The 12,319-nt window shown below is 66.3% G+C and carries 16 protein-coding genes and 1 tRNA gene; 4 read left to right on the top strand and 13 right to left on the bottom strand.

The window, feature by feature from the left end; translation table 11 throughout:
- Window position 1 precedes the first annotated feature (1 nt).
- The 6 genes from FGL25_RS12200 to FGL25_RS12175 all read right to left on the bottom strand — a co-directional run bounded on the left by FGL25_RS12200 (window position 2) and on the right by FGL25_RS12175 (window position 4,270).
- Window positions 2-202: a hypothetical protein gene (locus FGL25_RS12200; RefSeq protein WP_138141816.1), complete on the bottom strand. Its 201-nt coding sequence runs from the start codon at window positions 200-202 to the stop codon at window positions 2-4.
- Window positions 199-1,077, bottom strand: coding sequence for a cytochrome-c oxidase, cbb3-type subunit III (ccoP, locus tag FGL25_RS12195; protein ID WP_138141815.1), 879 nt, complete (start codon window positions 1,075-1,077; stop codon window positions 199-201). Before ccoP ends, FGL25_RS12200 begins: the two co-directional genes overlap by 4 nt.
- A 2-nt stretch (window positions 1,078-1,079) precedes the next feature.
- Window positions 1,080-1,250, bottom strand: a complete 171-nt coding sequence (locus tag FGL25_RS12190; RefSeq protein ID WP_138141814.1) for a cbb3-type cytochrome c oxidase subunit 3 — start codon at window positions 1,248-1,250, stop codon at window positions 1,080-1,082.
- Between the two features lie 4 nt (window positions 1,251-1,254).
- Window positions 1,255-2,004 (bottom strand): cytochrome-c oxidase, cbb3-type subunit II, encoded by a 750-nt coding sequence (gene ccoO, locus FGL25_RS12185; protein WP_138141813.1) that lies wholly within the window; start codon window positions 2,002-2,004, stop codon window positions 1,255-1,257.
- Between the two features lie 2 nt (window positions 2,005-2,006).
- Window positions 2,007-3,632 (bottom strand): cytochrome-c oxidase, cbb3-type subunit I, encoded by a 1,626-nt coding sequence (ccoN, locus tag FGL25_RS12180; RefSeq protein WP_252970160.1) that lies wholly within the window; start codon window positions 3,630-3,632, stop codon window positions 2,007-2,009.
- 131 nt (window positions 3,633-3,763) lie between these two features.
- A complete protein-coding gene (locus FGL25_RS12175; RefSeq protein WP_138141810.1) occupies window positions 3,764-4,270 on the bottom strand; it encodes a DUF4149 domain-containing protein in 507 nt (168 codons plus the stop codon).
- Between the two features lie 118 nt (window positions 4,271-4,388).
- Here FGL25_RS12175 and FGL25_RS12170 point away from each other — a divergent pair.
- Window positions 4,389-5,146 (top strand): IS5 family transposase gene (locus FGL25_RS12170; RefSeq protein ID WP_099547418.1). Its coding sequence is split into 2 segments (ribosomal slippage): window positions 4,389-4,710 and window positions 4,710-5,146, totalling 759 coding nucleotides; the frame shifts between segments, so codons are not numbered across the junction.
- Window positions 5,147-5,219: 73 nt separating this feature from the next.
- A protein-coding gene (locus tag FGL25_RS12165) for an IS5 family transposase (RefSeq protein WP_099547418.1) occupies window positions 5,220-5,977 on the top strand; the annotation gives its coding sequence in 2 pieces (ribosomal slippage) (window positions 5,220-5,541 and window positions 5,541-5,977; 759 coding nt in all).
- A 498-nt stretch (window positions 5,978-6,475) separates the two neighbouring features.
- Here the strand turns inward: FGL25_RS12165 and FGL25_RS12160 are convergent.
- Window positions 6,476-6,565, bottom strand: a tRNA-Ser gene (locus FGL25_RS12160).
- A 145-nt stretch (window positions 6,566-6,710) separates the two neighbouring features.
- Here FGL25_RS12160 and msrA point away from each other — a divergent pair.
- The gene (gene msrA, locus FGL25_RS12155; protein WP_138141809.1) at window positions 6,711-7,361 is read left to right on the top strand and encodes a peptide-methionine (S)-S-oxide reductase MsrA; all 651 of its coding nucleotides are present in this window, start codon (window positions 6,711-6,713) and stop codon (window positions 7,359-7,361) included.
- A 1-nt stretch (window position 7,362) separates the two neighbouring features.
- Window positions 7,363-7,704 (top strand): MmcQ/YjbR family DNA-binding protein, encoded by a 342-nt coding sequence (locus FGL25_RS12150; RefSeq protein ID WP_128719590.1) that lies wholly within the window; start codon window positions 7,363-7,365, stop codon window positions 7,702-7,704.
- On the opposite strand, the gene FGL25_RS12145 is transcribed toward FGL25_RS12150, so the two are convergent.
- The 6 genes from FGL25_RS12145 to flgH form a co-directional block, all read right to left on the bottom strand.
- The gene (locus FGL25_RS12145) at window positions 7,701-8,069 is read right to left on the bottom strand and encodes a hypothetical protein (RefSeq protein ID WP_138141808.1); all 369 of its coding nucleotides are present in this window, start codon (window positions 8,067-8,069) and stop codon (window positions 7,701-7,703) included. The two genes, FGL25_RS12150 and FGL25_RS12145, sit on opposite strands and share 4 nt — an antisense overlap.
- Window positions 8,070-8,086: 17 nt before the next feature.
- Complete coding sequence (locus FGL25_RS12140; protein WP_138141807.1) at window positions 8,087-9,880, bottom strand: DUF885 domain-containing protein; 1,794 nt, start codon at window positions 9,878-9,880, stop codon at window positions 8,087-8,089.
- A 63-nt stretch (window positions 9,881-9,943) separates the two neighbouring features.
- Window positions 9,944-10,444 (bottom strand): hypothetical protein, encoded by a 501-nt coding sequence (locus FGL25_RS12135; protein ID WP_138141806.1) that lies wholly within the window; start codon window positions 10,442-10,444, stop codon window positions 9,944-9,946.
- 8 nt (window positions 10,445-10,452) lie between these two features.
- Window positions 10,453-10,956, bottom strand: coding sequence for a hypothetical protein (locus FGL25_RS12130; RefSeq protein WP_138141805.1), 504 nt, complete (start codon window positions 10,954-10,956; stop codon window positions 10,453-10,455).
- Window positions 10,957-10,992: 36 nt separating this feature from the next.
- The gene (locus FGL25_RS12125) at window positions 10,993-11,469 is read right to left on the bottom strand and encodes a hypothetical protein (protein WP_003163668.1); all 477 of its coding nucleotides are present in this window, start codon (window positions 11,467-11,469) and stop codon (window positions 10,993-10,995) included.
- 124 nt (window positions 11,470-11,593) lie between these two features.
- Window positions 11,594-12,319 carry a flagellar basal body L-ring protein FlgH gene (flgH, locus tag FGL25_RS12120; protein WP_046651863.1) on the bottom strand — a complete coding sequence of 242 codons (726 nt, stop codon included), beginning with the start codon at window positions 12,317-12,319 and terminating at the stop codon, window positions 11,594-11,596.

Below are 12,319 nucleotides of genomic sequence, written 5' to 3'. Positions count from 1 at the left end.
GTCAGCAGGCGGATTTGGCCGCGCGGAACGACGCGCCGCCCGTCGTCTTGGCGTGGGGCACGCATTCGGGCTGAGAGCCGACGGCCGCCCAGACCAGATGGATGTTGGCGCCGATCACAATGGCGCCCAGCACCACGACCAGCAGGACGGCGATCAAAGGCCAGCGCAGGTTCGATCGGGGCGGGCGCAGGGCGGCTGTCATCGCTTGTCCTTGGCCAGATCGGCCACATAGACCGCCATCATGCGGATCTCGGCGGGCGACAGACGGCCCTCCCAGGCGGGCATCTGGCCATGACGGCCGCTCTGGATGGAGGTGACGATCGACTGGGTGTCGCCGCCATAAAGCCACTGGCGGTCGGTCAGGTTCGGCGCGCCGACTTTGGCGTCGCCGCGTCCATCGGCGCCGTGACAGACGGCGCACTGGTCGGCGAAGGTCTGGCGCCCTGCGGCCAGGGCGGCGGCGTCGACATATTCAGGCTTCTGGCCCGACAGGGCGCGCACATGGCCGGCGACGCCCATGATCTGATCGTGGGACAGAATCTTCATGTCGCCGAAGGCCAGCATTTCCGAAACCCGGGTCTCGCGGTGCTGGGCGTTGACGCCCACGCGGATGGTCTCGGCCAGTTGGTCCGGCGCGCCGCCCCACAGCCAGGCGCCTGCCGTCAGGGCCGGATAGCCCGGCCCGCCCGCACCGCCGACGCCGTGGCAGACGGCGCAGTTGTCGGTGAACAGGACGCCACCGGTCTGGCGCACATAGGCCATCATCTCGGGATCGGACGTGATCTCGGCGAAATCGGCCGTGGCCAGGCGATCGCTCCAAACGGCGCGCTGGGCGGCGGCGGCTTCAACCTCGCGGGTGACGACCTCGCGTTGATCCAGCCCCAGCAGGCCCTTGGTGTAGGTGACGCCCAGCGGCCAAGCGGGCATCAACACCCACCAGATCAGTGAAAACAGCGTGCCGGCGGCCAGGAAGAACAGGACGACGCGGGGGATCGGCGTATCCAGTTCCTTGATGCCGTTCCACTCGTGTCCCGTGGTCTTGCGACCGGTGACGGGATCAAATTCCTGCTCGTCCATGATTATTCTTCCGGCCGGTCGTCGTCTTCCAGGATGGCGCGCTTGGCGCGGTCGAACCGTTTCCGGTTCGACGGCCACAGGGCGTAGATCAGCACGCCGACCGCCATCGCGATGAGGTAGAAAAGGCCCCAGCTCTTGGCGAAGGCGACCAGCGCCTGATGGTCGATCTGCATGGTTTTATCCGCCCGTGCCTGTGGCGGCGTCAGCCGTCTTGACGGGGGCGTGAGCGGCGTCGGTCAACCGCCCCAGCACCTGCAGATAGGCCACGATGGCGTCCATTTCAGTCAGCCGTTCGGCGTCGCCGTCGAAGGCTCGGATGTTGGTCGCCGCGCCATAACGGCCGCGCACGTCGTTGGAGGCGGCGCTGTCGGGATTGGCCTGGCCATAGGCGTCCGCCGCCGCATTGGCGATCATGGCGTCGTCATAGGGGACGCCCACGGCGCGCTGGGCCTTGAGGCGTCGCGAGAGATCGTTGGTGCGCAGGTTGTTCTCCTGCAGCCAGCCATAGCGGGGCATGACCGATTCCGGCACCACGTCGCGCGGGTTCTTCAGGTGGGCGGTATGCCAGGCGTCCGAATATTTGCCGCCGACACGCGCCAGGTCCGGCCCCGTGCGCTTGGAGCCCCACAGCATGGGGTGGTCGTATTGCGACTCCACGGCCAGGGAGTAGGGGCCGTAGCGCTCGACCTCGTCGCGCAGGGTGCGGATCATCTGCGAGTGGCAGGCGTAGCAGCCCTCGCGGATGAAGATGTCGCGGCCGACCAGCTCCAGCGGCGTATAGACCCGCATGTCGGGCGCCTCCTCCACCGTCTCGTTGATGGTGAAGAGCGGTGCGATCTCGACCAGGCCGCCGATGGCCGACACGCCGATGATGGCCAGGACGAAGCCGATCGCGTTGCGTTCAAGTTTTCGATGAAAGCCGCGCACCATCACTCTCCAGGCTGGGTGGCCGCAGAGGCCGGTTCGAAGTCGGGCGAAAGGGCAGGGGTGTCGGACGCCTGGCGCTGTAGGCGCGCCTGCCGGATCGTCATGGCGATGTTGTAGGACCCGACAATCGCGCCGCTCAGGAACAGCAGCCCGCCGAGGGTGCGCGCCACATAGTAGGGGTGCATGGCGACCATGCTCTCGATGAAGGAGTAGGCCAGGCCGCCGTTGTCGTCATAGGTGCGCCACATCAGGCCCTGGATGACGCCCGAGTTCCACATGGCGAAGACGTAGACAACGGTCCCGGCCATCGCGAGCCAGAAGTGGACCTCGACCAGCTTGGCCGAATACATCTGCGTCTGCTTCCACATCCACGGCACCAGGGCGTAGAACGACCCAAAGGTGATCATCGCCACCCAGCCCAGGGCGCCGGCGTGGACGTGGCCCACGGTCCAGTCGGTGTAGTGCGACAGGGAGTTCACGGCGCGGATGGCCATGAAGGACCCCTCGAAGGTCGACAGGCCGTAGAACACCGCCGCCACCATCATGAAGCGCAGGGTGGCGTCGTCGCGCACCTTGGTCCAGGCGCCGTTCAGCGTGGCCAGGGCGTTGCCCGCCGAGGCCCAGGACGGCACCAGCAGCACCAGCGAGAAGGTCATGCCCAGGGTCTGCACCCAGTGCGGCAGGGCGGTGTAATGCAGGTGGTGCGAGCCCGCCCACATATACATGAAGGTGATGCCCCAGAAGCCGATGATCGACAGCCGGTAGGAGAAGATCGGCCGCCCAGCCCGCTTGGGCATGTAGTAGTACATCATGCCCAGGAAGCCGGAGGTCAGGAAGAAGGCCACGGCGTTGTGGCCGTACCACCACTGGGTCATGGCGTCCTGGACGCCGGAGAACAGCGAATAGCTCTTGGCCTCGAACAAAGAGACCGGCACGGCCAGGTTGTTGACGATGTGCAGCACCGCCACGACCAGGATGAAGGCCATGTAGTACCAGTTGGCCACATAGATATGCGGCTCTTTGCGACGCTGAAGCGTGCGGATGTAGATCAGGAAATAGACCACCCAGACGATGGTCAGCAGGATGTCGGCGTACCATTCCGGCTCGGCGTATTCCTTGGACTGGGTGATGCCGAGAAGATAGCCGCTGGCCGCAAGGACGCAGAACAGGTTGTAGCCCAGCAGCACGAACCACGGGCTGAACTGGTCCGGCAGGCGGGCGCGCGAGGTGCGTTGCAGTACGTGGAAGGAGGTGGCGATCAGGGCGTTGCCGCCGAAACCGAAGATCACGCCCGAGGTATGGACGGGCCGGATGCGGCCGAAGCTCGCCCAGGCGGAATCCACGAAGGTCAGTTCAGGCCAGGCCAGAAGCGCCGAGACCCAGACGCCGAAGCCCATGCCGACGACGGCCCAGATCATGGCCAGCACGATGCCCGCCTTGGTCGGCGTATCGTAGTAGCCGCTCAACCGCTCGGCCGACGGAGCCGGCTCGAAATAGCGCAGGATGATAGGGAAGATCAGGGCCAGGCTGAACCCGGCGATGATGAAGCCGTGCGCGGCGACGGGATCGCCGACGCGACCGCCGCCGGCGGCCAGGGCGATCCCGAACAGGGCCAAGCCCACCAACACGACCAGCGCAAGATGGCGCTCTGAAATTGTCAGCTCTGACGCCACGCGGCCCCCCAATTGATTTTCGAACTCATCGGCGTAGTTTCAAGAAGCGCGTAACGAGCCTGACCTCATCATGCAAGACGGCGGCTTCATGAGGATTTGATCTGGATCAATTTTGTGGGCCCCCTTGGCCCGCGGACGAATTTTAGAAGCGCCCTGATCGACATTGCGGCGAGAACGGCCGCCTTGGTCGTCTCAAGCGCGATATAGAGCAGGTGATGCGGCGTCCGCGGCATCGCTTCAGACACGATGATGCGGGCCACCCGCTCGTTCATGACGGGCAGAAGCCACAAAGACTGCAGCATCAGAACGCCAAGCAGCAGAACGACGCCGATCCATAGGTCGCGCCGCGACCTGGCGCGCGCAGTTGTCCCCGCGATGGCAAGCAGGAGGGCGAACAGGCCCCATTCGACGCGAGAGAACAGGCCGAAGGTCACTCGTCCCACATCCAGGGCCACGGCCAGCGTCAGCGACGCCGCATGGAATTTGATCGGGGTGGCCAGGAAGGAGACGCCGATCACCATTCCAAGCCACAGGGCGGAAACGAAGGCGAGCCCGACCAGGCCTCCCTGGCGTTCAGGCCGGAATGAAGACATCAGGGGCTCCTGAAGATGGCGACGGCGGCGGACATGAAGGCGGTCTGACCGGGCCTAGGCTCAGGACCCATTGAATTGCGGCGTGCGATCTGATTCAGGCTCCTGAGGAGTCTGGATTATGAGCGATCTTTATTGGCTGACGGACGAGCAGATGGCTCGGCTGGAGCCCTATTTCCCTAAGAGCCACGGCAAACCTCGGGTGGATGATAGACGGGTGTTGAGCGGGATCATCTTCGTCAACCGCAACGGCCTGCGCTGGCGCGATGCGCCGCCAGCCTACGGGCCTCACAAGACGCTCTACAATCGCTGGAAGCGGTGGAGCGAGGCTGGCGTCTTCGTTCGGATGATGGAGGGCCTGTCTGGCGCACAGGCCGAGCGCCGGACCGTCATGATCGATGCCACCTATCTAAAGGCGCACCGTACGGCTTCGAGCCTGCGGGTAAAAAAGGGGGCCTCGGGCGACTGATCGGACGGACCAAAGGCGGGATGAATACCAAGCTGCACGCCGTCACCGATGCGAATGGACGCCCCATTAGCCTGTTTGTGACGGCTGGTCAGGTCAGCGACTACACCGGCGCGGCGGCTCTTCTGGATAGTCTACCCCGAGCCCAGTGGCTGCTGGGCGATAGGGGCTATGACGCGGATTGGTTCAGGGACGCCTTGGAAGCCAAGGGGATCACACCTTGCATCCCCGGACGTAAAACCCGCACCGAGCCCATCCGGTATGACAAGCGCAGATACAAACGACGCAACCGCATCGAAATCATGTTCGGTCGTCTGAAAGACTGGCGACGCGTTGCCACGCGTTATGATCGGTGCCCGAACGTCTTCCTCTCCGCCATAGCCCTCGCCGCTACAGTGCTCTTTTGGCTATGAGTCCTGAGCCTAGGCTCAGGACCCATTGAATTGCGGCGTGCGATCTGATTCAGGCTCCTGAGGAGTCTGGATTATGAGCGATCTTTATTGGCTGACGGACGAGCAGATGGCTCGGCTGGAGCCCTATTTCCCTAAGAGCCACGGCAAACCTCGGGTGGATGATAGACGGGTGTTGAGCGGGATCATCTTCGTCAACCGCAACGGCCTGCGCTGGCGCGATGCGCCGCCAGCCTACGGGCCTCACAAGACGCTCTACAATCGCTGGAAGCGGTGGAGCGAGGCTGGCGTCTTCGTTCGGATGATGGAGGGCCTGTCTGGCGCACAGGCCGAGCGCCGGACCGTCATGATCGATGCCACCTATCTAAAGGCGCACCGTACGGCTTCGAGCCTGCGGGTAAAAAAGGGGGCCTCGGGCGACTGATCGGACGGACCAAAGGCGGGATGAATACCAAGCTGCACGCCGTCACCGATGCGAATGGACGCCCCATTAGCCTGTTTGTGACGGCTGGTCAGGTCAGCGACTACACCGGCGCGGCGGCTCTTCTGGATAGTCTACCCCGAGCCCAGTGGCTGCTGGGCGATAGGGGCTATGACGCGGATTGGTTCAGGGACGCCTTGGAAGCCAAGGGGATCACACCTTGCATCCCCGGACGTAAAACCCGCACCGAGCCCATCCGGTATGACAAGCGCAGATACAAACGACGCAACCGCATCGAAATCATGTTCGGTCGTCTGAAAGACTGGCGACGCGTTGCCACGCGTTATGATCGGTGCCCGAACGTCTTCCTCTCCGCCATAGCCCTCGCCGCTACAGTGCTCTTTTGGCTATGAGTCCTGAGCCTAGGGGCAGCTGCATAGTCGCGCCAATTAATCACTGGCTGCGGGAAGATTACTATCAATTACTATAAAATTATCGTCGTTATGCGGTATTTTTATCGCCTCTCAAGCGGCCGATATCGTTCTTCAGGCCCTGTTCTGCGCATTTGAGCGTCCTGTTGTGTCGGATTTAAATCCCTGTTCCTGGCTGGTGAATTCCCTGTTCCGAGGCGCCGGGATTGAGCACCATCCCTCGCGGAACGCTCTGAAGCGCCGGAGGAAATGGAGCCTCACGACCCCTCACGGCCGGTTCCTCGAAAAAGACGAAACAGGGACATCGCCAAACTCCACCAACTCCAGACTTGCCAGAGACTGGGGGCCCAAAGGCCCTCGGAACCGGGCGCAGAAGGTCGGAAACCAGGGCGAACCACGGCGGTTTGGCGAGGAACAAAGCGGAGACTACGGAGAGTTGGCCCTCGGCCCCGCAGCCAGAGACAAGCTATGCGGGGTGTGTGGCGGACAGAGAGGGATTCGAACCCTCGATAGAGTTGCCCCTATACACGCGTTCCAGGCGTGCGCCTTCAACCACTCGGCCACCTGTCCATTCCACCTGGTCCCGGATGCGTCCGGGGCGGAACCGTCGGGAGCGGACCGACGGGAGGGGCTGATTAGAGCATGACGACCCCATGGGCAAGCGCCCTTGAAGCCTCCATATAGGCGAGGACGCTGTTTTCGCGGAGTTCGCGCCATGTTGTTGAAGAAGAATGCTGAACTGCCCACGCCTGACACGGCTCTGCCGGGCCGGGCTGAGGCGTTGCCGACCGATGAGACCCACTTCGTGCTGGGCCATGCGCTGAAGGGACCGCATCCGGCGGGGATGCAGACGGCCGTGTTCGGCATGGGCTGTTTCTGGGGCGTCGAGCGGGTGTTCTGGCAGCTGCCGGGCGTGTGGGTCACCTCGGCGGGCTATGCGGGCGGGATCACGCCCAACCCGACGTATGAGGAGGTCTGCTCGGGCCGCACCGGCCACACGGAGGTGGTGCAGGTGGTGTTTGATCCGGCCCAGATTTCGTACGGCGACCTGCTGAAGGCTTTCTGGGAGAACCATGACCCGACGCAGGGCATGCGTCAGGGCAACGACCAGGGCACGCAGTATCGTTCGGCGATCTATACCTTGAACGAGGCGCAACAGGCGGAGGCGCTGGCCTCGCGCGAGGCCTATCAGGCGGCGCTGAGCGCGGCGGGGCGCGGGGCGATCACGACCGAGATCCAACCGGCCGGGCCTTACTACTTCGCCGAGGGCTATCACCAAGGCTATCTGGCCAAGAATCCGGCGGGCTATTGCGGCATCGGCGGGACGGGCGTGGTCTGCCCGATCGGCTTGGGCGTCGGGGCCTAGGATGGATCGCGCGGGCGTGGGCGAGGCCTGCCTGGCCTTGCCGGGGGCGACGATGGATCACCCGTTCGGGCCGGGCCATGACGCCTATAAGGTCGGGGGCAAGATGTTCGCCATCGTCGGCGCCGAGGGCGGGTTGTCGTTCAAGGTCTCCGACATCGCCTATGCGGTGCTGACCGAGGAGGGGCGGGCGGCGCCGGCCCCCTATCTGGCGCGGGCGAAGTGGGTGCATCTGGCCGATCCGGGCGATTGGCCGGATGCTGAACTGGCCGATCACCTCAAGTCGGCCCACGCCCTGATCGCCGCCAAGCTGACGAAGAAGGCGCGGGCCGAACTGGGGCTTTAGGCGGCGGCGTTCCGCGACCGGAACCACAGGTAGAGAATCCCCAGGGGCGCGATGAAGATCGAGAAGCCCCACAGGAAGAAGTTCACCAGCACCTTCAGGACCATCAGGACGATGGCGTTCATGAAGAAGACGGTTTCGCCCATCATCACCCGCTTGATCTCGTCCCAGACCAGCTTCGAGAAGGGAAACAGCAGGGCGCCGACGCCGAACACGGCCAGGGTGGCGGCGCGGTCATGCAGGGGCTTGGCGCCGTCCAGCGACAGCATCATCCAGGTCATGAAGGCCATGAAGGCGGCGCTGAGCACATAGGCGCGGATCAGATAGCGCGGCTGCACCGAGCCGAAGATGCGCTTGACGAAATTCATGTCGGAGGGAGGCTTTCTTACCGGGTCTGGGTCTTCTGTTCGGCGATCCAGCGGTCCATGCGCGCGTCCAGCAGGGCCAGCGGCAGGGCGCCGTCGACCAGCAGGGCGTCGTGGAAGGTCCGCACGTCGAAGCGGTCGCCCAGCTCGCGCTCGGCCTTCTGGCGGATTTCGCGCAGGCGGATCTCGCCGATCTTATAGGCCGTGGCCTGGCCGGGATCGCCGATGTAGCGCTGCAATTCGGTCTCGATGTTGTGCGGCGACAGGGCCGAGTTGTCGCGGAAGCAGGCGCGGGCCTGTTCTTCGCTCCAGCCCAGCCAGTGCAGGCCGGTGTCGGCCACCAGACGGCAGGCGCGCCACATCTCATAGCTGAGGCGGCCGAACCGCTCATAGGGCGTGCGATAGATGCCCATCTCCTCGCCCAGGAACTCGGAGTAGAGGCCCCAGCCTTCGCTGAAGGCCGTGACCGAGGCGTCGCGGCGGTAATAGGGCTGGTCGGCGGCTTCCTGCTGCAAGGCGACCTGCAGATGGTGGCCCGGCACGGCCTCGTGCACCGTCAGGGCAGGCAGTTCATACAGCGGCCGCTGGTCCAGCTTGCCGGTGTTGACGATGTAGCCCCCGGCCACGCCCGTCGCCATCGAGCCTGAGTTGTAACGGCCGGTGGTGTAGGTCTCTTCCATCTCGACCGGCACCGGACGCACGCCGTAGGGCAGGCGCGGCAGGGTGGCGAACAGCGACGGCAGGCGGTCGTCGGCGCGCTTGGCGATCTCCGACGCCTTCTCCAGCAGTTCCTCGCGGGTCTTGGCGTAGAATTGCGGATCAGTGCGCAGGAAGGTCAGGAAGCCGGCGAAGTCGCCGGTCCAGCCTGCGGCGCGCATTTCCGTCTCCATGCGGGCGCGGATGCGGGCGACTTCCTGCTGGCCGATCTCATGCACCTGATCGGGCGTCAGGTCGGTGGTGGTGTGGCTGCGGACCAGGAAGGCGTAGAGGTCGCGGCCGCCGGGGCGGTGGACCAGCCCCGGCTCCTGCGGGGCCTTGGGCGCATATTCGTCGCGCAGCAGGTCGCGCCAGGCGGTGCGGCGGGCGGTGATCGGTCCCTCGACCAGGGCGCGGGCGCGGGCGCGGAATTGTTCCTGCTGGGCGGCGGGGATGGAGGCGGGCAGGGTGTTGAACGGACGCAGCAGGACGTCGCCCGCCGCGCCCGGTTTCAGGTCGCGCTCGGCCTGGGCCAGGGCGCTGTCGACCACTGATCGGGCCTGGATCAGGCCGGTTTCCAGCCCGCGCCGGGTGTTGGCGATCCCGGCGTCGTAATAGGCGGGCGCGGCCTCCAGACGCTTCAGCCAGGCCTCGGCGTCGGCGGCCGTGGCGATGCGCGCAGCGGGCGCCAGATAGGCCAGAAGCTGGCCGGGACCGCCTTCTGAATCAAAGGCCAGACGCGACGGGTCCAGTTCGATCCGCTCCAGCTCGCGGCCGATCAGATAGCCGACGAAGGCGTGGTTCAGGCGGTGGGCCTCGTCCAGCGCGGCCGGGTTGATGGCCTCCAGCCGCGCCTTCAGGGCGTTCAGCGGAGCGCGGCGGGCCAGTTCGCCCGCACGGCTGGCGTCGGGCAGGCGCGACAGGGCGGCGCGGTCGCCATCCATGCCCGAGCCGATGGGGTCGACCTGTCGCAGATAGGCCTCGTAATCGACCAGCAAGGCGTCCAGTGCGGCGGCGGCCGACGACTGGCCTTGAACGACGGCGGCCTGGGCCGGCAGGGCGCCCGCGCCCGCAAGGCCCGACAGGCCGATACCGGCGGCGAGAAGAAGATGACGCATGAACTAAAGCCCTCCCAAGAACTGGCGGGGAGGGGAGCGGACCGCGCCGCTGCGGTCAAGCCTTCAGCGGCACAACTCCAGGAAACGCGCCGCGCGGCCTTCCGAACCCGGCTGGGCGGCCATCATCGCGCGCTGGTCCCCGTCCCACACGGCCAGCCAGCCGACGCGACGAAACTGCAGGAAAACGGGGTGGGAGGCGGGCGCCGTGGCGACCAGATGGACGCCGTCGTGCATGTCGGCCGCCTCGACGCGAGCGGGAAAGGTTTCGGTGTCGCCGCCTGATTCCAGGGTGATGGCGCGACGGTTCGGCGCCTGATCGGCGGCCAGGGACAGGCCGATCTTGCCCGAGCCGGGCGCGCACATGAGGCTGAGCGGCACGTCGTCCGACTGGGCCAGGCCATAGGACAGGCGCGGTTCGTCCGGGTCTTCGTTCAGGAACCAGTCGTAGCCGGCGACGGGCAAGGGCGCGCCGGTCGTGCTCAGAGGGGCGACGCTGGGGGCGCAGGCGCCCAGGGTGCTTATGCTGATGAAGGCGGCGGCGGTCAGCCAGCGGGCAGGGCGCATCCTCGTCCTTATCCGGTGCACAGTTCGGCGAAGCGGCGCAGCTTGGACAGATTCGCCCGATCGATCTCGATGGCGGTCGTCTGATCGCCGAGGGCGAGGGTCAGGCGGCCGGAGGCCAGGAAGGCGGCGAAGACGGGATGGTCGGCGCGCAGCGTCGCCTCCAGCCGTCCGCGTCGCGCGCGGGCCTCTACCTCGGCCGTGGCGCCGCCGGAGCGGATGACGGCGAAGCCGTCGGCGCCGGGCGCGTCATGGAAGGCCAGGCGAACGACGCTGGAGCCGGGCGCGCATTCCAGGGTGGTGCGCAGGCGCGGCGTGTCGGGAATCTCATTGGCCAGGACCAGGGGACCGTCGCCGCTGTAGAGGGTCCAGGTCCAGCCCTCGGACGCGCGGGCGGACCGGGCGGGCGATGCGGCCTGGGGCCGCTCTGCGGGCGGATGCGCCCCGGTTTGAGGGGCCGTCTGCACGGCCAAGGAGAGCAACGTGGCCTGAACCAGGCCGAGCATTGAGGTCATGTTTCAGCCCCCGCTGAGGAAGACGGGGGACTGTGGTCAGGCATGTCCCGAAGCGCAATAGCTAAGAAAGCCCTGGACCATTCGCCGCTCGGCGCGGGTGGCGGTCAGCTGGCGGTCCCCGGCCTCGGTCTGGACCGTCATGCGTCCGCCGCGCGCCAGGCCGGTCAGGGCCGCGTCGCCGAGCGGCAGACGCGTCTCGAAGGCCTCGCCGTTCGACAGCGGGTCGATGGGCTGCGGCTCGTGCGAGGCCAGGATCAGGCCCGCGCTGCGCGGCTGGACGTCGCCGTAGACCACGGCGAGGCCGTCGCCGGGCGCGCAGGTCAGCATCAGAGCCAGTTGGTCCGAATCCGGCAGGCCATAGGCCAGTTTGGCCATCGTCCCCTCGTGCAGCATATGCCAGCCGGGAACGGCCTCGCCGCCGCTGCGGGACGAGGACGGAGAATAGGTCGCCGCATGGGCCGCGACGGCGGCCAGGCCCACGGCGGCCAGGATGGGAAAGACGGTTTTACGCATGACAAGTCCACTCGCGTTCGACAGATCAAACGCGGGTCGCTTGTTAACGGTTCACGGCTCCGCTGGATCGCGCGCGATTCAGTGATGCGGTGCGGCCGGAATCACACGTTTCGGTGAACGCGGGTCAGAAGGGGCTGAAGCGTTCGACCAGGGACTGGGCGGCGGGCGTCGCCTGCATCCGGCTGATGTCGCCGCGCCCGCCGTAGCTGATGCGCGCCTCGGCGATCTGGCTGTGGCGGATGGTGTTGGCGCTGGAGATGTCCTCGGGCCGGACGATGCCCGCCACGGTCAGCTCGCGCACCTCGCGGTTGGTGCGCACTTCTTGCCGACCTTGGATGACCAGGTTGCCGTTGGGCATGACGGCGGTGACGACGGCGGCGACCGTCAGGTTCACCCGTTCCGAGCGGTTGACGCTGCCCGAGCCGTTGGCGTTCACCGCCCCTTCCGTGCCGATCATGTTCGCCGGATCGAAGCCGCCGGGGAAGGCGCGGCCCAGGCTGTTCTCCAGGCCGAAGAAGTTGGTGACGCCGCCCGAGGCGCTGTTGGTGCGGTTGCGCTGGGTGGTGTTCTGGGTCTGGGCGCGATCGTTGATGTCGATGGCGACGGTGAGGATGTCGCCGACGCGGCGCGCCCGCTGGTCGCCGAAGAAGCTGCGCGCCCCGGTGCGCCACAGGCTGTTGGCGCTGGCCGAGGTCGGCTCGGGCAGATAGGCCTGCTCGACCGGGACCAGGGCGGCCGGATAGCCGATGGGGGCCAGCTCCGGCCCCTTCACCGCTTCGATGGCGGTAGAGCAGGCGGCCAGGCTGAGGGCGGACAAGGACAGGGCGGCGACGGTGATGGGGCGCATGAT

The organism is Brevundimonas vancanneytii, from assembly GCF_901421975.1.
Taxonomy (GTDB): domain Bacteria; phylum Pseudomonadota; class Alphaproteobacteria; order Caulobacterales; family Caulobacteraceae; genus Brevundimonas; species Brevundimonas diminuta.
This window is presented reverse-complemented; position numbering and strand designations above follow the sequence as displayed.